Annotated in this window: 21 protein-coding genes, 1 tRNA gene and 2 pseudogenes; 14 read left to right on the forward strand and 10 right to left on the reverse strand. The window is 62.0% G+C overall.

The features are described 5' to 3' along the window. Nucleotides 1–129 (forward strand): annotated as a pseudogene (locus Q362_RS24900) (IS5/IS1182 family transposase); the annotation flags it as partial. A gap of 163 nt (nt 130–292) precedes the next feature. On the opposite strand, the gene Q362_RS0115780 reads toward Q362_RS24900, so the two are convergent. Beyond that, a complete protein-coding gene (locus Q362_RS0115780) occupies nt 293–844 on the reverse strand; it encodes a YqgE/AlgH family protein (RefSeq protein ID WP_028319450.1) in 552 nt (183 codons plus the stop codon). 177 nt (nt 845–1,021) lie between these two features. Between Q362_RS0115780 and Q362_RS0115785 the strand changes: the two genes are divergently transcribed. Beyond that, on the forward strand, nt 1,022–1,225 hold the full coding sequence (locus Q362_RS0115785) for a hypothetical protein (protein ID WP_028319451.1): 204 nt from the start codon (nt 1,022–1,024) through the stop codon (nt 1,223–1,225). 21 nt (nt 1,226–1,246) lie between these two features. On the opposite strand, the gene Q362_RS0115790 is transcribed toward Q362_RS0115785, so the two are convergent. Further along, nucleotides 1,247–3,109, reverse strand: coding sequence for a two-component system sensor histidine kinase NtrB (locus tag Q362_RS0115790; protein WP_028319452.1), 1,863 nt, complete (start codon nt 3,107–3,109; stop codon nt 1,247–1,249). A 323-nt stretch (nt 3,110–3,432) separates the two neighbouring features. On the opposite strand from Q362_RS0115790, the gene Q362_RS21180 reads away from it, so the two are divergent. Further along, entirely contained in the window at nt 3,433–3,885 is a 453-nt protein-coding gene (locus Q362_RS21180; protein ID WP_157470204.1) for a hypothetical protein, read from the forward strand. Nucleotides 3,886–3,997: 112 nt separating this feature from the next. On the opposite strand, the gene priA is transcribed toward Q362_RS21180, so the two are convergent. Both priA and galU read right to left on the reverse strand, forming a co-directional pair. Beyond that, entirely contained in the window at nt 3,998–6,334 is a 2,337-nt protein-coding gene (gene priA, locus Q362_RS0115800) for a replication restart helicase PriA (protein WP_245590251.1), read from the reverse strand. A gap of 7 nt (nt 6,335–6,341) precedes the next feature. Next, nucleotides 6,342–7,220, reverse strand: a complete 879-nt coding sequence (gene galU / locus Q362_RS0115805; RefSeq protein ID WP_028319454.1) for a UTP--glucose-1-phosphate uridylyltransferase GalU — start codon at nt 7,218–7,220, stop codon at nt 6,342–6,344. Between the two features lie 134 nt (nt 7,221–7,354). On the opposite strand from galU, the gene hrpA reads away from it, so the two are divergent. The 5 genes from hrpA (at nt 7,355) to cobO (ending at nt 13,902) form a co-directional block, all read left to right on the forward strand. Beyond that, nucleotides 7,355–11,095 (forward strand): ATP-dependent RNA helicase HrpA, encoded by a 3,741-nt coding sequence (hrpA, locus tag Q362_RS0115810; protein WP_035217055.1) that lies wholly within the window; start codon nt 7,355–7,357, stop codon nt 11,093–11,095. A 149-nt stretch (nt 11,096–11,244) separates the two neighbouring features. Next, complete coding sequence (locus tag Q362_RS0115815; protein ID WP_028319456.1) at nt 11,245–11,529, forward strand: hypothetical protein; 285 nt, start codon at nt 11,245–11,247, stop codon at nt 11,527–11,529. Nucleotides 11,530–11,587: 58 nt separating this feature from the next. Beyond that, entirely contained in the window at nt 11,588–12,526 is a 939-nt protein-coding gene (locus tag Q362_RS22460; RefSeq protein ID WP_051554406.1) for a YcbK family protein, read from the forward strand. 63 nt (nt 12,527–12,589) lie between these two features. After that, complete coding sequence (locus Q362_RS0115825; protein ID WP_028319457.1) at nt 12,590–13,318, forward strand: Mut7-C RNAse domain-containing protein; 729 nt, start codon at nt 12,590–12,592, stop codon at nt 13,316–13,318. Nucleotides 13,319–13,380: 62 nt separating this feature from the next. Beyond that, nucleotides 13,381–13,902, forward strand: a complete 522-nt coding sequence (gene cobO / locus Q362_RS0115830; protein WP_035217056.1) for a cob(I)yrinic acid a,c-diamide adenosyltransferase — start codon at nt 13,381–13,383, stop codon at nt 13,900–13,902. A 107-nt stretch (nt 13,903–14,009) separates the two neighbouring features. Here the strand turns inward: cobO and Q362_RS0115835 are convergent, their stop codons facing one another. After that, on the reverse strand, nt 14,010–14,414 hold the full coding sequence (locus tag Q362_RS0115835) for a hypothetical protein (protein ID WP_028319459.1): 405 nt from the start codon (nt 14,412–14,414) through the stop codon (nt 14,010–14,012). A 307-nt stretch (nt 14,415–14,721) separates the two neighbouring features. On the opposite strand from Q362_RS0115835, the gene Q362_RS22465 reads away from it, so the two are divergent. Beyond that, on the forward strand, nt 14,722–15,438 hold the full coding sequence (locus Q362_RS22465) for a septal ring lytic transglycosylase RlpA family protein (protein ID WP_051554407.1): 717 nt from the start codon (nt 14,722–14,724) through the stop codon (nt 15,436–15,438). Nucleotides 15,439–15,508: 70 nt separating this feature from the next. On the opposite strand, the gene Q362_RS21195 is transcribed toward Q362_RS22465, so the two are convergent. Next, nucleotides 15,509–16,408 carry a DMT family transporter gene (locus Q362_RS21195; RefSeq protein ID WP_051554408.1) on the reverse strand — a complete coding sequence of 300 codons (900 nt, stop codon included), beginning with the start codon at nt 16,406–16,408 and terminating at the stop codon, nt 15,509–15,511. 100 nt (nt 16,409–16,508) lie between these two features. Here Q362_RS21195 and Q362_RS0115850 point away from each other — a divergent pair, with 100 nt between their 5' ends. The 4 genes from Q362_RS0115850 (at nt 16,509) to thiD (ending at nt 20,792) form a co-directional block, all read left to right on the forward strand. Then, complete coding sequence (locus tag Q362_RS0115850) at nt 16,509–18,122, forward strand: protein adenylyltransferase SelO (protein WP_035217057.1); 1,614 nt, start codon at nt 16,509–16,511, stop codon at nt 18,120–18,122. Between the two features lie 56 nt (nt 18,123–18,178). Further along, nucleotides 18,179–18,823 carry an HAD family hydrolase gene (locus Q362_RS0115855; RefSeq protein ID WP_028319461.1) on the forward strand — a complete coding sequence of 215 codons (645 nt, stop codon included), beginning with the start codon at nt 18,179–18,181 and terminating at the stop codon, nt 18,821–18,823. Nucleotides 18,824–19,070: 247 nt separating this feature from the next. After that, nucleotides 19,071–19,877 carry a hydroxyethylthiazole kinase gene (gene thiM / locus Q362_RS0115860; protein ID WP_028319462.1) on the forward strand — a complete coding sequence of 269 codons (807 nt, stop codon included), beginning with the start codon at nt 19,071–19,073 and terminating at the stop codon, nt 19,875–19,877. A 108-nt stretch (nt 19,878–19,985) separates the two neighbouring features. After that, nucleotides 19,986–20,792, forward strand: a complete 807-nt coding sequence (thiD, locus tag Q362_RS0115865; protein ID WP_028319463.1) for a bifunctional hydroxymethylpyrimidine kinase/phosphomethylpyrimidine kinase — start codon at nt 19,986–19,988, stop codon at nt 20,790–20,792. Between the two features lie 20 nt (nt 20,793–20,812). Here thiD and Q362_RS0115870 read toward each other — a convergent pair whose 3' ends face one another. Continuing rightward, nucleotides 20,813–21,838 carry an IS4 family transposase gene (locus tag Q362_RS0115870; RefSeq protein ID WP_028319464.1) on the reverse strand — a complete coding sequence of 342 codons (1,026 nt, stop codon included), beginning with the start codon at nt 21,836–21,838 and terminating at the stop codon, nt 20,813–20,815. A gap of 353 nt (nt 21,839–22,191) precedes the next feature. Continuing rightward, nucleotides 22,192–22,547: pseudogene (locus Q362_RS0115875) on the reverse strand (transposase); the annotation flags it as partial. Between the two features lie 134 nt (nt 22,548–22,681). Between Q362_RS0115875 and Q362_RS0115880 the strand changes: the two are divergent. Further along, nucleotides 22,682–22,757: transfer RNA gene (locus tag Q362_RS0115880), tRNA-Glu, on the forward strand. A 98-nt stretch (nt 22,758–22,855) separates the two neighbouring features. On the opposite strand, the gene Q362_RS21200 is transcribed toward Q362_RS0115880, so the two are convergent. Beyond that, nucleotides 22,856–23,596, reverse strand: a complete 741-nt coding sequence (locus Q362_RS21200; protein ID WP_051554409.1) for a tyrosine-type recombinase/integrase — start codon at nt 23,594–23,596, stop codon at nt 22,856–22,858. 31 nt (nt 23,597–23,627) lie between these two features. Continuing rightward, nucleotides 23,628–23,959 (reverse strand): transposase (locus Q362_RS0115890; protein ID WP_035217062.1); only part of this gene is annotated, 332 nt, incomplete at its 5' end.

A 23,959-nucleotide genomic window follows, 5' to 3' on the forward strand; every position in this document is an offset into this window, starting at 1 on the left:
CATTCATGGTTCAACCGGTTTCGCAAATTGATACCACGATACGAGAAGACAGATCTCTCGTACATTGCACTCAACACATTGGCAGCCGCCATGATTGTCCTGAACAAAGTCATGGTTATTTATAGATAATCACATAGTCAACCGACAATTACTATGGTAAGCTCCTTTCAGCTTACAAGATCAGCCAGACTTCGCCTGGCGCACCTGAAACTTGAGTTCATGGCAAAAAAAATCGCCGGTCCGCAGGGGCCGGCGCAGGTGTTCTCTGGCAGGGGCGAAACGGGCCGAACGTTCAGGCATAACCGATGATGTCACCGAAGGTGGCAATCTCGATACCGTATACCTGCGCGGCCTTTCGCCATTTCTTGTCGTCCGGCGTGTGAAAGAGGACGTCGACATCGGCAGGGACGGTCAGCCAGCTGTTATCCATGAGCTCGCCCTCCAACTGGCCGGCACCCCAGCCGGCATACCCCAGCATGAAGAGAAAATGCCTCGGCCCCTGTCCGTGTGAAATATCCTCGAGCAGACGGGAGTCGCGGCTCAGATAGATGCCGGGCTTCACCTCGACGGCATAGCGATCCGGGGTTTCCGTGGCATACAGGATGAAGCCGGCGTCGACATCCACCGGGCCGCCCATGTAGACCGGGGGAAAGGGGCCATCCGGGATGGCCAGATTGGAACCGTGGAGAACGTCGAACAGGGTGATTTCCGGGTTGGGATTGTTGATCACCAACCCCATGGCCCCATCTTCGTTGTGCGCGCAGATATAAATTACCTGTTCCTGAAAGCGGGGATCAGGCATCTGCGGCGTGGAAATGAGAAAATGGCCCGTCAGACTCTCCATGGCAACCGGATCGTTCCTTGTTTTTTCGTACTGTACCATCTCGCTTCGTCGACGGTCAAGACTTGCTCTCGGTACGCAACGGGTCTCCATCGAGGTTGCCGCTTTGTTGCCGGTCAGCTACAATGTAATCGCACAAACAGGAACAATCAACCGCTATCGAGGAAAAACAGGGGGCGTATGAGCGCGCAATCACCCGTGCAGACCAAGTCGGCCAAACTGAAAAAGGCATTGACCTGGATGGGAGAAACGCTCCGGGAACACCCGGAGAAACAGCGGCAGGCAGTGGTGCGGGAGGCGGCCTTCCGCTTTGACCTGACCCCGGCGGAATGCGAATTCCTCAATCAGCATTTTGCCTCCCCCGATCCTGGCGCCCATCCCTGATCACGCTTTTCCCGCCTTCCGTCACTCTTCGAGCCGGTAGGCGGGGAGCTGAATCGTCACCGTCGTCCCGGTGCCGTATTCGCTTTCCAGTTCGATGGTGCCGCCGTGTTCGGCGACGATTTTCTGCGAAATCGCCAAACCGATACCGGTGCCCTTCTGCTTGGTCGTGAAATAGGGGAAAAAGACCTGGGACAGGAGATCCGGGGCGATCCCGGCACCGGTGTCGCGAATCCGCGCTTCCACCCACTGACCGTCCACGCCGTTGGCAAGCGCCACCGACAGGGTGCCGCCCAGTTCCATGGCCTGCAGGGCATTGAGCAGCACATTCATGACCACTTGCTGCAATCGGTCGACATCGCCCAACACCGGCAGCAGATCGGCCCGCGCATCCAGAAATGTCTCCACGCCGTTTTCCGACGCTTCCGTCTTGATCAGTTCCAAGCTGCGCCGCATCAATCCGGCCAGATCGACCCGCCCCAGGTGCAGGGCTGCCGGGCGGGTGAAGCTGAGCATTTCGGTGATGGTCCGGTTCATCCGCTCGGTTTCCTGAATCAGCAGGTCGGCGGTGTCCTGTTCCTTGCTGCCCGCAGAAAACTTGTTTTTCAGCAGCAGCGCGAGCCCCTTGATGGAACTCAAGGGGTTGCGCACCTCATGGGCAACGCCGCCCGCCATCCGCCCCACCGCCGCCAAGCGCTCGCTTTCCCGCATCCGCTGTTCCATCGACCTGATTTCGGTGACATCCGAAATCAGCAGCACCTTGCCCATGTACTGCTGTTCGCTGTCGACGATGGTCAGGGGATGGCAGAGCAGTTCGCACCGCCGACCGCCGACCATAAGCCGCACGGCATGTTCCGTGGTGGAGATCTGCTGCCCAGGGGGCAGATCGTCCGGCGGGAACAGGGCTGCCAGTTGTTCGGGCAGAATTTCCTGCGGCCGCCTGCCGGTCGCCCCGGATTGTTCGATGCCGGTCAGCTGGGCCATGGCCCTGTTCCAGGTGGTGATCCTCCCGGTGGTATCGGTGGCAATAACGCCGACCGGCAGCTTGGCGATCAGCAGCGAGGTGAACGCCTGCATATCACCCAGCGTTTTCTGGGAAACCCGATATCCCTGCACCGCCAACAGGGAAAACCAGCCGCCGAATCCGACCAGCAGCATGGCGAGGGAGAGCATGAAGATCTGCATCCGCATCCGTCCGAGGGTACGGTCAAATTCCTTCATGTCCAGCCCAACCACCACATAGAGCTGTCCACCCGACGACAATCCCTCGGGAAAGATGCGCAGGGGCGGACGCCGTTCCTCCGGTTCGCGGGACATCGACCCCATGAATCCCTTCTGCCCCTCATGCATCGGCCGCGCGAGCAACGGGGCCATGGCGGGAAAAGCTGCGGGAAAATGGCGGATCGTCGCAAAAACACGACCAAAATCTGAGGTATCCTCAATGCGGTAGAACAACTGCGGATGCTCCTCGGCTTCGCCCTCCCCTTCCTTGGGGAGGAGGAAGGGTTCGCTGGCACCGACCCGGTCGTGATTGCTGTGCGCAATGACCTTGCCCTTGGCGTCGATCAAGGCAACGAAGGAGAGTTCCGGATCCTCGATGAGATGGTCGATCACCCGTTGAATATGAACGTTCCAAGGTTCATTGTTCCAGAAATCCTTCCTGAGATCGTTGAAATAGGATGCCCGGGAACCGGAATGCAGCACCCGCATCAGGGTGGAGGCCTTCTGCAGCATGGAATTCGTCATCAGCCGCTCTTCCAGCCGGAGATTGTGGAAGGCGAAGGTGACCACGATCATGAGCAGCAATCCGGCGGCCGCGGCGAGCAGCCAGGGCGACGAAGCCATCGAGGCTTGAGGATTGAACCGTTGCAGGAATCGCGTCATCATGCCGCCATCTTCTGCAAGGATCACACCAGGGGAAAAAAGACGCGCCAACCTGCTGCGCCCATTGCGACCGGAGTCTCCGGGTCCGGTTTGCCGCGTTTCCTGCTCTGGATATATTTTACCCACAACGCCCCTCGACAGTTGGATAGGATGGATACAGTCGTCCGGATGGCGGGCCGAACCGACTGAACGGTGCCCAAGGTTCACCCGACATAATATTTTTTTATTTCAACAAGTTAAAAAATAACATCCTCAACTGGCACGGTTGTCGCTTAGGACAGGCATACTCGCTATCGTTCAACCTCAAAATCCAGGAGTTGATGACCATGGAAATGACATCCACCAAGAAGAAACTCATGCTGGCAGCTATCCTCACAAGTGGTTTGACACTGGCCATCAGCCAGGCAACCCTGGCCGAGCCCGCCAAACCGGCTCCCCCGGACAAACAGGCCGGCGCTCCCCATCAGACCCAGATGAGCACCGAACTGCAAAAAGCGCATGAAAAATTTCTGAACGATACCGTGGCGATCAGAAAAGAGCTGGCCGAAAAGAATGCGGTGATGCGCGCCCTGTTGAAGGCCGGCACACCGGATACGGTCAAGGCTTCCCAGGTGGCCGGCGAACTCTTCGAACTGCGCGAGAAACTGCGCGCCAAGGCCAAGGAAGCCGGACTGCCCATGCCGATGACCATGGGTCTGGGCCTGGGTGGCGACGGTTTCGGCTGCCAGGGCATGCCGGGCCACGGCATGAAAGACAGACACCACCGGACGATGGAGTAAGCGACTTTCCTCCCGCCTTCATTCCATCCCCCTGACGCCCCGGCGGTTCTCCCTCCTTGCCGCCGGGGCGTCACCCCTGTCCGGCCCCCCTATGTGGGCGGTTCCTTTTCCCTCACATCATATTTTCCGGATCCACGTCAAACCCCATGGTGACGTCGTGGGGACAGAGTTTACTCCGTTCCGCCAGCACCGCCTCGCAGAGTTCGTGCAGGACTGCGGGCGATCCGCTCTTGACCATCAACTGCCACCGGACCTTGTCCTTCAACTTGACCAGCGGCGCCGGCGACGGACCCAAAATCTCCCCCCTGCCCGCCAGAGGATGCTCGTGGAGAAAGCGACCCACCTGGATCGCCGCCCGCTCCACCCGTTCCTCTTTCCTGCCGCTGAACCGGATATTGACCAGCCGGGAAAAAGGAGGATAATGGAGCGGCCGGCGCGTCGCGATCTCCTGCTCGTAAAATGCCGGGTAGTCGTGTCGTTGCGCCAGGGTGATACTGTAATGGCGCGGCTGGTAGGTCTGGATGAGCACCCGGCCGGGATCGCTGCCCCGGCCCGCCCGGCCGGTCACCTGGGAGAGCAGGGCAAAGGTACGCTCCGCGGCCTTGTAATCGGGCATCCCCAGGCCTGTATCGGCCCAGACCACCCCCACTAGGGTGATCCGGGGAAAATGGAGTCCCTTGGCGATCATCTGGGTGCCGACCAGGATATCGATCCGCCCCGAACGCACGGCCCTGAGCGTGGCCGCATAGTGCCGGCGACTGGCGGTGGTGTCGCTGTCCAGGCGCGCCACCCGCGCCTCAGGAAAGAGCTGCCGCACCTCCTCCTCGATCCGTTCCGAACCGATGCCGCCGCCGCTGATCCGGGGCGAGCCGCAGGCCGGACAGAGGGTGGCCGGATGCTGCCTGAAGCCGCAGTAATGGCAGAGCAGCGTGTGCTGGCCGCGGTGCAGGGTGAGGGAAACGTGACAGTGCCGGCACTGGAGGATGGCGCCGCAGTCGCGGCAGCCCATGTAAGGGGAAAAACCGCGCCGGTTGACAAAGAGCAGGCTCTGACGGCCCTGTTCCAGAGTCTCGGCCATGGCGCCGATCAGTTGGTCGGAAAAGGCGAGATCGGGGCGGGATCGCCTGACCGCGGCCAGATCGACAATCTCGACCGCGGGCAGGGGCTGTGCCGCCACCCGCTTGGTCATGGTCAGCAGGGTGTATTTGCCCTGCATGCAGTGGTGATAGCTGACCACCGATGGAGTGGCCGAGCCGAGCAGCACCGGGCAGCCGGCCATCTGCGCCCGCAGCACTGCCAGGTCGCGGCCGTTGTAGCGCAAGCCGTCCTCCTGTTTGTAGGCCGGTTCGTGCTCCTCGTCGACGATGACGATACCGAGATGCTCCAGCGGGGCGAAGACCGCCGACCGCGCCCCCAGCACCACGCAGGCCGGGCCGGACAGCACCTGCTGCCACTGATCGAACCGCTCACCATCGCTCAACCCACTATGCAGAAGCGCCAATCGGGAGCCGAAGCGGGCATGGAAATGGGCTTCCAACTGGCTGGCCAGGGCGATTTCAGGGACCAGCACCAGCGCGGTTTTGTCCGCGGCCAGTGCCTGCTCCACGGCGCGGAGATAGACCTCGGTCTTGCCGCAGCCGGTCACGCCAAAGAGAAGAAAGGGGGCAAAAACCTGTGCATCCATGGCCGGGAGCAGGGTGGCCAGCACCTGCTGCTGCTCGTCGGTCAGTCGGACCGGCGGCGGTTGTGCCTCTTCCGCCTCGCCGAACGGATCGCGCAAGACCCGCTCGGCGATTTGCGCGAGAATACCCAGCTCCACCAGCCGCTTCAGCCTGGGACCGGCGCCGGAATAACGCTCCAGCAGCAGGGCGCGGGGCACGGGCCGATGGTTGCCCTGGATAAGGGCCTCGCAGAAAAGGGTCAGTGTTTTCCGTTCCGCCTGCTTCAGGGAAACCTGAACTGCTACCTCAGCAGCATCGACTATCTCGTCGACAGCAAGCCTTTCTTCGGGATCGATCACAGGCGGCAGCAGCGGCCCCGGCAGCAGAACCGGGCGCATTTTGGCCCTGACCTGGCGGCTGCTGCCGCGGGAGGTGGGGGCCAGCGGCAAGGCGGTACGCAGCACCTCGCCGAGGGGATGGTGATAATAGCGGGCAATCCAGCGATAGAAGGGGATGAGGCTCGCCGGAAAAAACGGCGCCTCGGTCAGCACCTCGGCAATCGGTTTGACGACAAAGGCGGGGGCATCCGCAGGCTGCGGCTCGGCCGGCCCCAGAACATAGCCGATGGCTTGGCGGCGGCCCAACGGCACCCGAACGCAACAGCCCGCCGGGACTCGTTCCTCATCCGTTCTCCCGACGGGCTGGCTGTAGGTCAGGGTGGTGGCCAGCGGCGCGTCGACCGCGACTTCGTACAGCACCTCCACCGGACGCATCAATCCAGAAAACAACGAAATATCAATTCAATTCGGCGCACACCCTGCGCAGATACTCACGAAAGGGCTTGCCCAAGCTGTTGTGGGCCATGGCGAAATCGACGATGGCCTTCAAATAGCCCAGTTTGTCGCCGGCATCGTAGCGCTTGCCACTGAACTCGTAGGCATACATGCCGCGCCGGTTGGCGAGGGCCAGCAGGGCGTCGGTCAACTGGATCTCGCCGCCGTGGCCCGGCGTGGTCTTTTCGAGGAGTTCGAAGATCTCGGGCATCAGCAGGTAGCGGCCGATGATGGCCATATCCGAATTGCAGGTGCCGGGCGCCGGTTTTTCCACCATGCGGTTGATCTTGAAGGTCCGCTCGTGCTCGGTCGCCTCGCCCTCGACAATGCCGTACTGATGGGTCTCCTCCAGGGGCACCCGCTGCACGGCCACGATCGATTCGCCCACCTGCTCGTAAAGCTGGATCATCTGCTTGCAGCAGGCCACCTTGCTCATCACCAGGTCGTCGCCCAACAGGACCATGAAGGGCTCGTCGCCGACCACGTTGCGGGCCATCCAGATGGCGTGCCCCAAACCGAGCGGCTCCTTCTGCCGCACCGAGATGATGTCGATGAGGTTGGAGATGTTGGTCAACTCCTCCCGCATCTGTACCTTGTTACGGTCGCGCAGGATGGTGTCCAACTGGAAATCGTAGTCGAAATGGTTCTCGATGGCCGATTTGCCGGCGCTGGTGACCAGGATGATCTCCTCGATACCCGAGGCCACGGCCTCCTCGACGATATACTGAATGGTGGGCCGGTCGACGATGGTGAGCATTTCTTTGGGGATGGCCTTGGTGGCCGGCAGAAACCGCGTTCCCAATCCCGCCACCGGAATGACGGCCTTTCTGATCGCTTTCATGTGCCCTCGCTGTGCGATGAGATGATTTCGGATGTGTTGGCCGCAAAATTCAAGTATAGAGGCCTTGAACCGGCGGCAGATGGGTGATTGTACCCCGAACGTTGCGGCATCCTCAACAAAATTTCCATAATTTCATGCATCTTTCTTATCCCTCCGAACTGCCGGTCAGCGAGCGGCGGGAAGATATCGTCGCCGCCATCCGTGCCCACCGGGTACTGATCGTCATCGGAGACACCGGCAGCGGCAAGACCACCCAGTTGCCCAAGATGTGCCTGGAGGCCGGCAGAGGGACGGACGGCATGATCGGCTGCACCCAGCCGCGCCGCATCGCCGCTCTGGCCGTGGCCGACCGGGTGGCGGAAGAGATGCGGGCGCCGGCACTGGTCGGGGCCAAGATCCGTTTCCACGACCGCACCACCGAGGCGACCCTGATCAAGTTCATGACCGACGGGGTGCTGCTGGCCGAGACTCGCCGTGACCCGCAGTTGCGGCAATACGACACCCTGATCGTCGACGAGGCCCACGAGCGCAGCCTCAATATCGATTTTCTGCTCGGCTACCTCAAGAACCTGCTGTCGATCCGGCCCGATCTCCACCTGATCATCAGCTCGGCCACCATCGACGCCGAGCAGTTCAGCCGCCATTTCGACCAGGCCCCGGTCATCCCGGTGTCGGGCCGCACCTACCCGATCACCACCCTCTACCGCGAGGCCGTCGACGAGGACGAACCCGATCTGTCCTATGTCGACCAGGCCATCGCCGCGGTCGAGGAGCTGAGCCGCGAGCCGCTCGGGGGCGACATTCTGGTGTTCATGCCCACGGAGCGCGACATCGCCGACACCCTCGACGGCCTTCGGCACCTGGCCGACACCTGCCTGCTGCTGCCGCTGTTCGGCCGCCTGCCCGCCGCCGATCAGCGCAAGATCTTCCGGCCTGCCGTGCGGCGCAAGATCATTGTCGCCACCAACGTGGCCGAGACCTCGGTGACGGTTCCCGGCATCCGCTTCGTGATCGACACCGGCCTGGCCAGGATCGCCCGCTACAACCCGCGCACCGGCACCACCAGCCTCAAGGTGAGTCGCATCTCCCAGGCCAGCTGCGAGCAGCGCCGCGGCCGCTGCGGCCGCACCGGGCCGGGCACCTGCATCCGCCTCTACAGCGAGGAGGATTTCCACAGCCGCGATCCCTTCACCCCGCCGGAAATCCAGCGCGCCAACCTGGCCGAGGTCATCCTGCAGATGATCGACCTGCACCTGGGCGACCCGAGCCGCTTTCCCTTCATCGACCCGCCGCCCGGCACCGCCATCCGCGAGGGATACCGGCTGCTTGCGGAACTGGGCGCCATCGTCGGCGAAAACCGACTCACTGCCAACGGCCGCCTGATGGCCAAGCTGCCGCTCGACCCGCGCATCTCCCGGATCATCATCGAATCCATGGCCTTGGGCGCCGGCCGCGAGATCACCGTCCTGGCCGCAGCCCTGTCGATCCAGGACCCGCGCGTGCGGCCGCCGGACAAGGAACACAAGGCCGACGAGGCCCATCGGCAGTTCATCGACAAGACCTCGGATTTCCTCACCCTGCTCAACATTTGGAATGCATTTTTCGTTCCCGGCGGGGAGGCGCCGTCGAAGTCGCAACTGTCGCGCTTCTGCAAAATCCATTTTCTTTCCTGGCAGCGGATGCGCGAATGGATGGACGTGCACGACCAGATTAATCGACTGCTCCGCGAGCATAAGGGTTTCACAATCAACCGGGAAGCCGCCGGCTACGAGGCCATCCACATCGCCCTTACCAGCGGGTTTTTGCGCAACATCTGCCTGAAAAAAGAAAAAAACACCTATCTCGCCGCCGGCAACAGGGAGGTGATCCTCTTTCCCGGTTCAGGACTCTACAACAAGGGCCCGCAGTGGGCGGTGGCAGCCGAATTCGTCGAGACCACCCAGCTGTTCGCCCGCACCGTGGCCGCCATCCAGCCCGACTGGCTGGAGAGGCTGGGCGGCCCCCTGTGCAAGCGGTCCTGGTCAGAGCCGCATTGGGAGAAGCGCAGCGGCAAGGTCCTCGCCCTGGAGCGGGTCAGCCTGTTCGGCCTGCCCATCGTCGCCGGCCGCAAGGTCGAATACGGCCGGATCAACGACAAAACCTTGCAGGAGGCTCGCGAGATCTTCATTCGCACGGCCCTCATCGACAATCAACTGGGCGGACGCTACCCTTTCCTGGAACACAACACGGCCCTGGTCGCCCGGTTCGAGGAAATGGAGGAACGGTTCCGCCGCCGCGATCTCGTGGTCGACCCGGAGGTCCTGTATCAGTTTTACGACGCCCGCCTGGGCAAGGTGTACGACCGCTTCACCCTGAACCGGCTGCTGAGGAGCAAGAAAAACGATGCCTTCTTGCGCATGGCCGAGGAGGACATCTGCCTGGCGCTGCCCGATGCCGAGGAACTGTACCGTTTTCCCGCCACGCTCCGGGCCGGCGAGTTCGAACTGGAACTGAGCTATCTCTTTGCCCCAGGCGACGAGGCGGACGGGGTGACGGTCCGTATTCCCGACCGGCTCCTGGCCCATCTCAATCCCCAGATCTTCGAGTGGCTCGTGCCCGGCCTGCTGCCGGAAAAGCTGCTCCTGCTCTGCCGGCGGCTGCCCAAGCAGGTGCGTCGCCGGCTGGTGCCCCTGCCCGACGCGGTCGACCGGATCATGGACGGACTGACCCTGTACAAGGGTTCGCTCTACCAGGAGCTGGAGCGGGGCATCCTGCGGAGCTATCAGGTGGCCGTGCAGCGCGGCGACTGGCAGGCCGACACCCTGCCGCCCCACCTGCGCATGCGGTTTCTCGTTTTTGATGACGCGGGAAAAACGCTCGCTGTCGGCCGGTCGTTCACCGAACTGCACGAGGCAGTCTCGACAGAGGCGAGCCACCGGGCAACCGCCGCTTCCCCGTCCCTGCCCCCTGTGCGGGACATAACCGAGGACGATCTCGATACCTTTGCCCGCACCCTGACCCTGGCCGCTCCGGACGGCCGGACCGCCGGACTCGCGTTCGCGGCCCTGGATATCGATTCCCGGCGGCAGGCCGTGGTCCTCCGCTACCTTGACGACCAGTCGCAGGCCAGGCGACTCAACCGGTGGGGGCTGCACGCCCTGTACGGTCGCCATTTCGCCAGGGAGATGACCGCGCTCCGCAAACTGTGCAAGGACGCCGTCACCGGCCATTCCGCCTCCTGGCTCAGCCTGGGCCGCACGGGCTCGGCGGCCGAGCTGCGGGCCGATCTCGAAGCCTTTCTCCTCGACGATCTCTTTGCCACTGCCACCGGTGAGCTGCCCACCCTGGCGCAGTTCAAGGAGACGGTCCGCCGCGCTGGCGAACAGGGCCTGCTCCGCATTGCCGGCGCGCTGCTCGCCGCGATCACCGAAATGTTGTGGCAGCGGCGGGCGGTGGGCAGCCGCATCATGGCCTGGGCCGCACGGGCGCAGGCGGACAAGAGCTACCAGGAAAAACGGCACAACGACTACATCACCGCCCTGGAACGGATCGTGCCGGCCGACTTTCTCCGCACCTGGAACACAGGTGACCTGCGTCACAAGCTCCGCTATCTCCAGGCGCTCAGTTTTCGGGTCGAACGGGCCGAGCACGCACCGGGCAAAGACGACAAAAAGGCCGAACGGCTGCGGATTCCGGAGGCCAGGATCGCCCAGATGGCCCGCTTCAACAATCCCACCCCGGCCTGCCTGACCTGTCAGCAGGAATACCGCGAGCTGCTGGAGGAATTCCGGGTTTCGCTCTTCGCCCCGGAACTGGGGACGGCCCAGCCGGTTTCCGAGCAGCGGTTGCTGCACAAATGGCAGGCAGTGGAAAGCGTGTGCCAACGGGTGGAATGACCGATTTTCCATCTACCGGGCGCACCGGACGCCATCCCGGAAAATGCGCGCTTACAAGCCGGCAAACCCACCTTGTCGGTTGCATTTTTTTCTCCCATGGCCTACCTTTCCGACCATTGAATCAATCGGTCAGCACAGGCGGTGAAGACATGGCACAGACGACCGGGGACACCCCCCTCACCATCGACTACGCCACCATCAGGGAGTTGGCATCGTTTCAGGAACAGTACGACCGGCTGACCGGCGAGATCCAGCAGGCCAGGGTGCAACTGGAAAACAGCCCGCCGCTGGAACCCGGCTCACCGGGCGCCGACCGGCGGGAAGAATGGCGCTTGTGGCTGCAACTCCAGATCAGAAGCAGGCAACATATCCGCGACGACCTGAAGGCGGCCATTCGCGCCAAGAATATCGTGGTCGAACATCTCCCCGAATAACCGACCGAACCCTCCATTTTTCCCTCACCGCCGCCGAGACCGCAACCAGTAGAACGCCATGCACCTTCCTTTTCGCTTCCGCACATTCGCAGGCATCCTCCTTGCCTGCGTTCTCCTACTCGCCGGCGTCTCCCATGCCGACCAGCAGCCGGGCCGTTTTTTTCTCATGGGCAGCGGCAACCTGCACCTCAAGAACCTGCGCAACAACCGCGAGGCCAAGGTCAGTCTGCTCAACAAGGACGGCTCCTTCAACGAGGAGGCGTTCACCAAGGTGGACTGGGTTTTCGACTTTCCCACCAAAGAAAAGGGCGAGCACATCTCTCCCCGGCTTTTGTTCATGCTCAGCTATTTCGTCGACCGGATGGCCCCCGGCAAGACCGTCCACATCGAATCCGCCTACCGCAGCCCGGAGTACAACCAGCACATCCGCGAAAAAGGCAACAACGCCGCCCGCACCAGCACCCATCAGGATGGCATGGCCCTTGACTTCTGGCTGCCGGGAGTCGACGGCAAGCGGCTGTGGCGGACGATCAAGGCCAAGAATTGCGGCGGCATCGGCCATTACGGCGGCAAGGTCGTGCATCTCGACGCCGGCAAACCCCGCTTCTGGGAGGCGGCCACTTCCGGCACGCGCACCAAGGAACCGGATTACAATCGCCACCTCTATCTCTCCACCGACTTCGACCGCTACCGCCCCAAGGAACCGATCCGGCTGGCCTTTTCCAGCCTGAGCGATTTCGATTTCGGCGTTCATCCGATCATCCAAATCTTCCGCGCCGGCGATGCCGCCACCCCGGTCACCGGCATCCGTCTCAACCACACCGATGAGAACGATTGCCTCCGGATCGGCGACCGCAAAGCCGCCCGTTTTCTGACCGCCTCGTTGCCGGCCTACCTGCCGCCGGGACGATACACCGTCAAAGTGGAATTCTGCGAAAAACCGTTCGAGCAGATGCCTGCGGAAGCCGTTTCCAATCCCATCGAGCTGATCCCGTAGCCGGGGGCGCGTTTCAGGGAAGGCATTCACACCGGCAACCCGCCTGACCGCAAGGAGGACCGGATGCAGACCTGTTTTCATTTCCACGGCGATCTCGTTCCCCTGCTCCGCCCCCGGTGGCGGTCCGGGCAGCCGATCCGCCTGCCGGTGACCCGCGCCGCCTCGATCAAGGACGTGATCGAGGCTTTCGGCCCGCCCCATACCGAAATCGGCGGCATCGACTGCGACGGCAGGCCAATGGATTTCTCCTGCCCGGTCGGGGCAGGGCAGCGATTCGACATTCTACCCGTGACCGCACCCTGGGACGTGACCCGGCCCACCCTGCTCCGTCCCGATCCCCTCCCCGGCCTCGCCTTCCTGGTCGACGGCACGCTTGGCCGGCTCGCCCGCTCCTTGCGGATGGCCGGTTTCGACACTCTCTCGAACCGCCTGTGGCAGGTGCCGGACCTGCTGCGGACGCTGGCCCGCGAACCGCGTGTCCTGCTCAGCCGCAACCTGGATCTGCTCAAGCGCAGGCAGGTGGTCTTCGGCCGGGCCATCCGAGCGGAGGCCGTGACCGCGCAACTGCGCGAGGTGCTGGCCCTGTTTGGCATCGCCGCGCTACCGCGCGCCCTCACCCGCTGCCTCGACTGCAACGGCCTGCTCGAACCGGTGGCCAAGAGCGACATCCTCCACCGGCTCGAACCGCTCACCATCCGCTATTTCGAGGAATTTCACCGGTGCCGAAGCTGCGACCGCATCTATTGGGCCGGCAGCCACGTCGACCGCATGCGCCGGACGCTGGCGGCCTGAACCAGTGCCGACGCGGTCGGTGCGGCCGTATCGACCCCCTCATCCCAAAAAAGGAGATCCAGATGCCCCAGGGATTATTGATCGTGTTCACCGGCAACGGCAAGGGCAAGACCACCGCCGCTCTCGGCATGGCCATGCGGGCCGCCGGGCACGGCCTCAAGGTGTGCTTCATCCAGTTCATCAAGGGCGGCTGGCACTACGGCGAACTCGATGCGGTCAAGCGGTTTGCCGGACTGATCGATTTCCATGTCATGGGCAGGGGATTCACCTGGAAATCGGACAATATCGAGGAGGATGCCCGCCTGGCCCGCGAGGCCTGGGATTTCGCCTGCGGCGCGATCGCTTCCGGGCGCTATCATACCGTGGTGCTCGACGAGTTCACCTACCTGCTCCACTACCACATGCTGCCCCTCGATCCGTGCCTGGACGTCCTCGCCGGGCGCCCGCCCGGCCAGCAGGTGGTGGTGACCGGCCGGTACGCCCCGGAGCAATTGGTGGCCGCCGCCGACCTCGTCACCGAGATGCAGGCGGTCAAACATCCCCTGACCAGCGGCATCAAGGCGCAACAGGGCATCGAATTCTAGGCGGCCCGTCCCGGCACACCCCGGATCGTCCTCCTGCATAAAAAAAATCCCCATGGCCCGGTCGGCCAAGGGGATGTCCGCATGGTACTGTTCCGGTCCGTCGACGGTCAATGGGTCAGCAACTTGGCCTCCTGCTCAAGCGATTTCATCGCCTTGCCGTACAGTTTGGCTTCGTCAAGACGTACATTGGCATACGGCTGCGCCGGTTCCAGCGGCAGCTGGTCGGAGCACAAACGAATCTCGCTGTCGTCCCGGAACCGGACGACCAAAGTGCTGTCCTTGTGCAGTAGCCCTTCCTCGAAAACCGAAACCAGGGTGTCGGTATTGAACACCGACACATCGTCGTCGATCATCGCGCCGCGCAGGTCGAGCACCAATTCCCGGCAATGGGGCATGCGCACCATGGTCTGGGCGATCTGCAGCAGGTCCCAACCGGCATCGTCATCGATTTCTCCTGAGACAACAATGGAATACACCGAGCCGTCATGCTTTTTCGTGATTCTGAATCGCATACATCCCTCCTGTGGATATCCAGTGATGAGTCCTTTCATCATATCGTGTAACAACTCGCAGTCATGTCCGGAGGTGTTCCGGCCGGCCGTTCTTCCTGAACTTCCGGAACAGATCACTCCTTATCAGATGTATCGGCCGGTGTGCGGCGCATGTTGAGAAAAAAATGCGGCAAGGCCTTCACAGGGAAATATCCCGCTGCTTCTCCGGCCGATCACCGATTTGCGCTTAATTCGTCCCGGCTGAGAACCGATAGGAAGAAAAGCGGGGCATTGCCGTGGCGCATGTCACGGAGCGGGAAGGCAGCACATGGACGACAAAATGCAAACGAACACCGGCATTACATCGTTAAGCCACCGGTCGGCGGCATCCCGGGAAAAATCGGGTGCAGGCGGCCCTCGGGCCAGCCGGGGAGCCTCGTCCGTTTCCGGAAAAGGGGCCATCCGGACCGGTTCGCCCCTGGTGGTCGCCTCCAGTTTTCAGGCGTTCCTGGCCGAAGAACAGGCGGCCCTCCGGAACGCAGACCGGCGCGGCAGTGCAGCCACGGTTCCGGTGGCGTCGCAAGGTGCAGCCATGCATGTCCTGCAGAAAGGCGAGACCGTCTGGGACCTGGCGCGGGAACGCTACGGGGTCGATCCGGCGACGGTCCTGCGCTGCAACAATATCGCCGATCCCGCCAAGCTCCGCGCCGGCCAGGCAATTCGCCTGCCTGTCGGAAAGCGGTGCGGCGATGGTAACCGCCAGGAAAAGGTGGTCGCCAGTTGGTACGGCACCCAGCACCACGGCAAAATGATGGCCAATGGCCAGCGATTCGACATGCACGCCGCCACCATAGCCCACCGTTCCATGCCCATCGGCACCAGGGTCGAACTGGAGAATCCGCGCACCGGGCAGAAGGCCAGAGCCGTGGTCACCGACCGGGGTCCGTTTCACAAGGGCCGCGACATCGATCTCAGCTATGGCCTGGCCAAGAAGCTTTCGCTCGCCAACAAGGGGATCGGTGTCCTGAAGATGCGGGTGCTGTAGACCGTCCGGCTCCTCCCCCTCCCATGGAGACGCACCGCCACCCTTGACGGTTCTCTCCCCCCTTTTCGCCTCATTCCCTCTTCGCCCCGGCGGTTGGTTTTGCCGTCAAAGCCCGCGACCTCGGTTCCCTGGCATACCAGAGCAATCCCAGCGAGCAGCCGAAAATTCCCGCCAGTTCCCAGGGGTTGAGCGCCTCGCCCAAGAGAAGCCAAGCTAACAGGGCCGTGGTTACCGGCACGAAGGACATGAACAGGGACACAGTCATCGTTCCCAGATGACGGATGGCGTAGGCCACGCAGATCAGGGCAAGGACATTGACGACCACACCTTGATAAACGGCCTGGACCGCCATATCTTGCAGGGAAGCCCGCGCGAAACCGGTGGGGAACAGGTACCACAACGGGGTAAAGATCGCCACGTTGACCACCGGCACGATCACCACCACGTCCTGCCAGTTCATGCCGCAGAGGCGGATGCCGGTCATGTGGCCGGTGTAGCAGACCGCCGCGGCCAGCAGGAGCGCGATGCCGGTCATCCGGTCCAGCGCGAAGATCGAGCCGCCGGTCATGACGATATTGGCGGCGAAGATCAGGCTGATGGCTGCATAGCGGTGGGGTGCCAGCCGTTGCCGGAACAGCAGCCAGGCGGCGACGGCGCCCAGGACCGGCAGCATGCCGTTGACCACGACGCCGGCATGGGCGGCCCGCAGCACCTTGAGTCCGTAGAACGAGAGCATGGTGTAGGGAAAGCCGACGCCGAGACCCACCACCAGATGCTGCCAGAGCCGGAACCGGCGCCAGGGATAACGGAGGGCGAACGGTGCCACCGTCAGCAGGGCGGTCCAGTAGCGCAGCAGGGTGATATCGGCCGGCTGGAGTTCGGTGTGGACGCCGTGACGCGAGAGGGTGATCCATCCGGACCAGATGAAGACCATGGTCAGGGCGGCCAGCACGGGTTTGATCGATTGCATGGCAGCAAGCAATACCCCGGTTGCGGCCGGGCCGCAAGCCTTTCGCGCTCCCGCGCCCTGACCAAACAAACCGCCCTTTTCTTTGAAGGAAGAAGATCCGATGAGCCGACCCGTGCCACCCCCAGCCGCAGCGCTGGCCGCACTCCGTTTCGACAACCGCTTCACCCGTGAGCTGCCCGCCGATCCGGTCGCCGACAACCCGCGGCGGCAGGTGTACGGCGCCTGCTATTCCCGCGTACTGCCCGTCCATACCGCCCAACCGCGCCTGGTGGCCTGTTCCCGGGAGGCCGCGGCCCTGCTCGACCTCACCGAGACCGATTGCCGCAGCGACCTGTTTGCCCGCGTCTTTTCCGGCAACCACCTCCTGGCCGGCATGGACCCGCATGCCGCCTGCTACGGCGGCCATCAGTTCGGCAACTGGGCCGGACAACTGGGCGACGGCCGGGCGATCAACCTGGGCGAAGCGGTGAACAGCCGGGGTGAGCACTGGACGGTGCAACTCAAAGGCGCCGGCCCGACCCCCTATTCCCGCAATGCCGACGGCCTGGCCGTGCTGCGCTCCTCGCTGCGCGAGTTTCTGTGCAGCGAAGCCATGTTCCACCTGGGCGTGCCCACCACCAGGGCCCTCAGCCTGATCCTCACCGGCGACCCGGTGGAGCGCGACATGTTCTACGACGGCCACCCCGAGGAGGAACCCGGCGCCATCGTCTGCCGGCTGGCGCCGTCGTTCATCCGCTTCGGCAATTTCGAACTCTTCGCCGCCCGAGGCGAATTCGATATTCTCAGGCAACTGGCCGACTTCACCATCCGCACCTATTTCCCCCATCTGGGCGAGCCCTCGCCCGAGGTCTACGCCCGCTGGTTCGACGAAATCTGCCGCGCCACCGCCGCCCTGATGGTCCACTGGCTCAGGATCGGTTTCGTCCACGGGGTGATGAACACCGACAACATGTCGATCCACGGCCTGACCATCGATTACGGCCCCTACGGCTGGCTGGAGGATTACGATCCCACCTGGACCCCCAACACCACCGATGCCATGGGCCGCCGCTACTGCTTCGGCCGCCAGCCCGCCATCGCCCAGTGGAACCTGGCCCGACTGGCCGATGCGCTTGCGCCGCTGGTCGGTGCAGTCGAGCCGCTGGCGCAGTCTGTGCAGGACTACACCCGCCATTTCGAGGACGGCTGGGAGGCGATGATGGCCGAAAAGCTGGGCCTCGCCGCCTTCGAGCCGGAACAGGACCGGCCCCTCTTCCGCGACCTGCTCCGCCTGCTCCCCGAGGTCGAAACCGACATGACCCTGTTCTACCGGCATCTGGCCCTGGTGCCCACGGCTGCCGGCATCCCGGCAAAAAACCGGCTCGCTCCTCTTCAGGAGGCCTTCTATTGGCCGGAGCAACTGACCATCGCCCATCGCGGCCGGCTGGCTGCCTGGCTTGACCGCTATGCCGAACGGGTGCGCCACGACCATCTGGCCGACGACGAACGCCGGCAACGGATGCATGCGGTCAATCCCAAGTATGTGCTGCGCAACTATCTGGCCCAATTGGCCATCGACAAAGTGCTGGAGGGGGAGTATTCGTTGGTGGACGAACTGCTGGAGGTCCTGCGCCGCCCCTACGACGAGCAGCCGGGCAGAGAGCGGTTCGCCGGCAAACGGCCCGAGTGGGCCCGCCACCGTCCGGGCTGCTCCATGCTGTCGTGCAGTTCGTAGCCGGAGCGCGGGCCGCGCCTATCCACCTTTCCACCCCCTCTTTTTTCTGAACGGTTATGCAGCCAATTCCACCTTCCTGGCAGGCGGTTCTTTTCGATTTCGACGGGGTGATCGCCGATTCCACCCAGGTCAAGGTCCGGGCCTTCGCCACCCTGTTCGCCCCCTACGGCGCCGCGGTCCAGGAGGCGGTGGTCCGCTATCACCTGGACAACGGCGGCATGCCGCGGCACGAGAAGATTCGCCACTGCTTTGCCGCCCTTGCCGGGCACTTCCTGACCGAGACGGAACTCGACCAGGCGGGCCGGAGATTTTCCGCCCTGGTCCTGGAAGAGGTGGTGGCTGCGCCCCTGATCGCCGGCGCCCTGGACGCCCTGAAACAGCTCAAGCAGGCCGGCATTCCCGCCTTCGTCGTTTCCGGCACGCCCGGCGACGAGATGCGGCTGATCGTCGCCCGCAAGGGCCTGGCCCCCTATTTCGCCGAGGTCCACGGTTCGCCCCTGGCCAAGCCGGCCATCGTCGCCGACATCCTTGCCCGCCACGGTTTCTCGCCGGACCGCTGCCTGTTCATCGGCGACGCCATGGCCGATTACCGGGCCGCGGCTGCTGGTGGCCTGCACTTTCTCGGCATCGTGCCCGCAGGCGGAAACCAGATCTTTCCCGCGGGCGTCCCCGTCTCTTCCCGCGTCACCCTCGACCGGTGAGCACCCGCCGGTTTTTCCTTGGTTACCGCGCGAGGCAGCACCACCAGGTTCGCCTTGACACCCGCAGTTGCATCCTCTATAGACAGATTTTCTTCTCCACCGGTCAGGCAGGATGTGGTCCGGGGGCGTGGTCACGCGCACAGATCCATCGTTCCCCGGAACGACGGGCATCGCTTGCATGGTTCCGCACCGTTTGCCTTGTCTTGCCTCGACTCAACCACAGCCTTGTTACCGACCGAGGTCGTCCATGCCCGCACTTGCCGAAAAAGCCGCGGAAAATCTGCGAAAATTACGAGCCAGTAAGCCTCTGATCCACAATATCACCAACCTGGTGGTGATGAACATCACCGCCAACGCGCTCCTGGCCTGCGGCGCCTCGCCGGTAATGGCCCATGCCGACAACGAAGTGGAGGAGATGGTCGACCATGCCGGCGCGCTGGTGCTCAACATCGGCACGCTCACCGACGATTGGGTGATCACCATGATCAAGGCCGGCCGCAGGGCCTCTGTCCTGGGCAAGCCGATCGTGCTCGATCCGGTGGGTGCCGGCGCCACCGCCCTGCGGACCAATGCCGCCAGGGCGATCCTGTTCCAGACCTGGGTGAGCGTTGTCCGGGGCAACCCTTCCGAAATCCTTTCGCTGGCGGGCCGGGATGGATCGAACAAAGGGGTCGACGCGACCCACACGATCGCCGATGTGGCCGACGGGGCCGCCCGGCTGGCCCGCGAACTGGGCACCACCTTGGCCATCACCGGCGTCACCGACCTGGTGACCGACGGCCGCCGCACCCTGATGGTCGAGGGCGGGCACGAGCTCATGGCCGTTGTCACGGGCACCGGTTGCTCGGCCACCGCCCTGATCGGCGCCTTCCTGGCCGTGGACAGGGACCCGCTCACCGCCGCAGCCACGGCACTGGCCTATTTCGGCCTTGCCGGCGAGATCGCGGGGACCAGGGCCGCGGGACCTGGCAGCTTCCTGGTCGACCTGCTCGACGCCCTCTACACCTTGACTCCGGACGAGTTGGCCACGCGCTGTCGGATCACCCGAGGATGAGCCGTTGCAGCCGATTCGGCGCTGGTTGCCGCCCCTTGTTCTAAGAATGAGGCGTCACATCAACAAAAAAATAACTCAGCAAGATAGAGCGAACTGCTCATGGAACGAATGAAGACATACTGCCGGGTTTTGACCATCGCCGGTTCGGACAGCGGCGGCGGGGCCGGCATTCAGGCGGACCTGAAAACCATCGCCGCCAACGGCTGCTACGGCATGAGCGTCATCACCGCGCTCACCGCCCAGAATACCCTCGGCGTTACCGGTATCCATGCGGTGCCGGTGGAGTTCGTCGCCGCCCAACTGGAGGCGGTTCTATCGGATATCGGTGTGGATGCGGTCAAGATCGGCATGCTTTTCTCGGCGGATCTGATTCGTACTGTTGCGGAATATTTAAAGAAATACGACGTCCGCGCTATTGTACTCGACCCGGTGATGGTGGCCCAGAGCGGCGACAAACTGCTGCAGGACGACGCCATCGCGGCGCTCAAGCAGCATCTCATTCCCCTGGCCCATCTGATCACCCCCAACCTGCCCGAAGCCTCGGTCCTGCTTGGCCGCGAACTGACATCCAGCGCCGCCATTGCCCAGGCGGCCGCCGACCTGACCGCCCTGGGGTGCGCCAACGTGCTGATCAAAGGCGGCCATCTGGAAACCGGCGACAGCAACGACTGCCTGTACATGAGTACAGAGCAGCGCACGGTGGTCCTGCCGGGCGAACGGATCGCCACCCGCAACAACCACGGCACCGGCTGCACCCTGTCCTCGGCCATCGCCTCGTTCATCGCCAGGGGCGAATCCGTCGAACAGGCGGTTCGCCTGGCCAAGGAATACATCACCGGCGCCATCAGAGCCGGAACTACCTATACCATCGGCCATGGTCATGGCCCGGTGCACCATTTTTTCCGTTTTTTCTAATTTCCTTCAGCAATGTCCGGTTAGAGGCTTGCATGTATAATTTTCGGTTTTGACTGGCCCTGCGTGGTAGGGTCAGAGCGTTCTATTGGTGATTCATTGAAGATTTGGTTGCGCAACTGGCGGACTCGGTGAATGGAAACCGGTTCGCCGTGCTGCTCCTGACAGTAAATAGCCAAGAGGATAGAGGTGATCAGGCCGGCAAGCATTTGGATCATGAGACCATGGCGACTTCGTGAAATGAGGTGATACACCTTGAGGCGCCGCTTCCACCAGGCAAAGAACGTTTCTATTTGCCAGCGCAGCTTGTAGATCAGGGCGATCTGTTCGACGGTGAGATCGAAGCGGCTGGTGGCAATCCAGTAGGATTTGCCCTCGACGGTATAACCGACGAGTCGCAGCGGGGTGTACGGCTGATTCACTCCTTCCCGGCCCAGCAGAACCTTGGCGTCAGAAAAGACGATGCTCCCGGGAGCCACGGGATAGGATTCAAGGCAGGTTTTGACAGTGTTCTCCTTGATACGGGTGACGAAATGCTTGCCTGCCGCCTGGAGTTGGTCGAAATCGTGATGGCTCTGGGAGCCTTGGTCGCTCACCGCGGTTTCCCCTAATGCAAGAATTCGGTCGACAAAGGGACGTTCTCCGTCCTTGCCGCTGGTGAGGAAGATCGTGCGGGGAACTCCACGATTGAGGTCAAAGCCGATATGGGTCTTGGTTTTTTGGGCACCTTTGCGGTAGTCGGCCCAATCCATGGAGAGGACCGCATCAATCAGCGATCCGTCGATAGCCACCAACGAACCCAATTCCGGGTGCTTGTCGGGGAGCACTTGAGTGGCCTGCCGTTGCAGGGCTTCAAAGACCAGCAGGAATTGCTCGAGACCGCGTTCGTTCATGGCTTCGAAAAGTTGGTCTTCAAATTCCATTTGCAGCGGTCTGTTGCCTCGGGAGGTGAGCTTTGGGGGACCAGTCAGGGACAAACAGAGTGGAGAGCAGAGGCGTTTGTAGCTGCGAGCGGTCAGTTTTCTTGATGCGAAGGGATGCGGTGTCATTTTCATAACTCCTTGAAATAAAAAGATGTTTACGAAAACGGCCGCGTTGGCCCCTCGTTGATTTGTCAAGAAATTTTAACATGTTGCGCAACTTTTTCTCCCCCTTGTCTCCCTGCAAATTCTTAACCGGACATCACTGCGTCCAAGTAAACAACCTGAATCCGTGCCCCCCCCCGACCGGATTTCCTCATTCAGGTCTATCGGGGGCGATTGTTAGCCTTTCGGGCTGATGCTGTTGCTTATACGCCGAACGCTACGGCCAAGCTGGGCGGTCTTGTTCATTGAAAAATCCGCATCTTCGAGGAACCAGGACAGGGGTTCCCTGTAGCATTCCGACTTTTGGTTGTTTTTTCTCAGTTTGCCATCATCAGCTCTGAGTGCACTGCGCTGAAGGCGGCAAAGGCCGGGCAATGTCGGCTGAAACGCAGTTTCAACTGCCGGCCGGTGGTCAGCAACCGTGCGGCCAGGTACATCAATTCCTGGATCACGGTGCGCAGCCGTCGGCGTTTGGCCGAATGGAGCACCGGCCCAAAGGGGACGATCAGGCCCGTTTGGCCGATAAAGCGAAGAATGTTGTGGGCAAAACCACCCAGGGCCACATCAGGGCATTGGTGGCAAACTTACCGCTCGGCAGCCGTTCGAGATCAAGATCGGTTTTGAACTCGCTATGGAATTGCTCTGACGTGGCATGCTGCCGATACAGTTCAATTCCCGCTGAGCCAAGACAAGGGTGAGACGCGATTCAAGAGATTCGATGACAAGATTATCTCCTTCAGTTCGTGTTCTCCGCGAAAGGTGCTTGACAAAGCCAATGAGATATTTTAGATAACGGCTACTTTTTTCGGCCCCATCGTCTAGTGGCCCAGGACATCGGCCTCTCACGCCGGTAACAGGGGTTCGAGTCCCCTTGGGGTCACCAAGTATTATCAATCCTTGGTGATTGTTTCACAGCCCACAGCGTACTTCACACCCTTTGGTGTGGGTTCTCTGTGGGTTTTTCTTTTTGTGAACATTTCTTCACATGGCCCTCCTAGCCTGCTGTTCTTCCAGTTTTGGCAAAGCGGCAAGAGCCTCTCTTGATCCTTCCTGGAGAGTATGGATATACCGCGCCGTGGTCTGGATCGATCCATGCCTGAGCATTTTCTGGATTTCAACAAGTGGCACATTCTTGCTCGCCAGAATGGAGGCGAACAGGTGCCGGATGCCATGGAACCCGAACTGTTCAACACCGGCTCGTTTACAAAGCCGCTTCATCCATTGAACCCTGGCCTCATAAGGGACCCATTTGCCGTCGGTCGTGCACCGCATGAACACATAACCGAGAAGGCCGGTGGTCTTGCGTTGTACTTTGAGCATGTCGGCTAATTCCTCGGTCATCGGCAGCCAAGATTCTCGCCATTCGCCGATATTGTTTTTTCTCCACATCAGTCGAATCTGCTTTTTGTGGAAATCGACATCAGCCCATTTCAGCCGGAACAACTCATCCCGCCGTGCTCCGGTCTGGAGATAGGCAAACAGCATCAGTCGATCCTTGTCATTTTCCGCGACCGCGTACACCTTCCAGAATTCTTCAAGTGTCGGCACCCTGCGGTCAAACCGTGCTTCGGCAAACCGCTGCACTGAGTGGAACGGGTTTTTATCAGGCATCCCTAGGAATTGGAGCGCTTCTTTTTTCGTTGTGCACCGGTGACGGTGTTTCTTGCCTCTGATCGTCACCTGTGCCATCCATTGGCCGTCTGATTGTATCCTGTAAGGCATGTTTCAAAACCTCCTCATATACATAAGTGGTTCATCCGGCAAACGGGTACCTGGAGTTGTGGAGGTTATAGAGCCTGAGCTTGAAGTATTCCATGTCTCTGAAGCCGTAGGCCTGGCGCTTCATGGTCTTGATTTTGTTGTTGAGGCCTTCCAGGGGGCCGTTGGTGATCTTGTGGGGGTAATAGCCGAGCAGCCCCTGCATGCTGGCAAGGATCGTTGAACCGACCGCGCAGAGCTGTTTGATGTTTGAGGTCAGGGCATCGAAACACCAGTTGAGGAGAAAGGATTTGGCGCGGTCTGCCGTGCCCTGGCTCCAGAACAAGCGGAACTGCTCCTTCATGGCATGCATGGTGAACAGGGGTT

This window comes from Desulfobulbus elongatus DSM 2908, from assembly GCF_000621145.1.
GTDB lineage: Bacteria > Desulfobacterota > Desulfobulbia > Desulfobulbales > Desulfobulbaceae > Desulfobulbus > Desulfobulbus elongatus.

Coding starts and splice junctions, on each gene's coding strand:
- thiD (WP_028319463.1), top strand. CDS start 19,986: ATGAAGACATACTGCCGGGTTTTGACCATCGCCGGTTCGGACAGCGGC.
- Q362_RS0115780 (WP_028319450.1), bottom strand. CDS start 844: ATGGAGAGTCTGACGGGCCATTTTCTCATTTCCACGCCGCAGATGCCT.
- galU (WP_028319454.1), bottom strand. CDS start 7,220: ATGAAAGCGATCAGAAAGGCCGTCATTCCGGTGGCGGGATTGGGAACG.
- Q362_RS0115870 (WP_028319464.1), bottom strand. CDS start 21,838: ATGACACCGCATCCCTTCGCATCAAGAAAACTGACCGCTCGCAGCTAC.
- Q362_RS0115825 (WP_028319457.1), top strand. CDS start 12,590: ATGCAGACCTGTTTTCATTTCCACGGCGATCTCGTTCCCCTGCTCCGC.
- Q362_RS0115785 (WP_028319451.1), top strand. CDS start 1,022: ATGAGCGCGCAATCACCCGTGCAGACCAAGTCGGCCAAACTGAAAAAG.
- Q362_RS0115850 (WP_035217057.1), top strand. CDS start 16,509: ATGAGCCGACCCGTGCCACCCCCAGCCGCAGCGCTGGCCGCACTCCGT.
- Q362_RS0115790 (WP_028319452.1), bottom strand. CDS start 3,109: ATGATGACGCGATTCCTGCAACGGTTCAATCCTCAAGCCTCGATGGCT.
- Q362_RS0115855 (WP_028319461.1), top strand. CDS start 18,179: ATGCAGCCAATTCCACCTTCCTGGCAGGCGGTTCTTTTCGATTTCGAC.
- Q362_RS22465 (WP_051554407.1), top strand. CDS start 14,722: ATGGACGACAAAATGCAAACGAACACCGGCATTACATCGTTAAGCCAC.
- thiM (WP_028319462.1), top strand. CDS start 19,071: ATGCCCGCACTTGCCGAAAAAGCCGCGGAAAATCTGCGAAAATTACGA.
- Q362_RS0115815 (WP_028319456.1), top strand. CDS start 11,245: ATGGCACAGACGACCGGGGACACCCCCCTCACCATCGACTACGCCACC.
- Q362_RS21195 (WP_051554408.1), bottom strand. CDS start 16,408: ATGCAATCGATCAAACCCGTGCTGGCCGCCCTGACCATGGTCTTCATC.
- Q362_RS21180 (WP_157470204.1), top strand. CDS start 3,433: ATGGAAATGACATCCACCAAGAAGAAACTCATGCTGGCAGCTATCCTC.
- hrpA (WP_035217055.1), top strand. CDS start 7,355: ATGCATCTTTCTTATCCCTCCGAACTGCCGGTCAGCGAGCGGCGGGAA.
- cobO (WP_035217056.1), top strand. CDS start 13,381: ATGCCCCAGGGATTATTGATCGTGTTCACCGGCAACGGCAAGGGCAAG.
- Q362_RS21200 (WP_051554409.1), bottom strand. CDS start 23,596: ATGCCTTACAGGATACAATCAGACGGCCAATGGATGGCACAGGTGACG.
- Q362_RS22460 (WP_051554406.1), top strand. CDS start 11,588: ATGCACCTTCCTTTTCGCTTCCGCACATTCGCAGGCATCCTCCTTGCC.
- Q362_RS0115835 (WP_028319459.1), bottom strand. CDS start 14,414: ATGCGATTCAGAATCACGAAAAAGCATGACGGCTCGGTGTATTCCATT.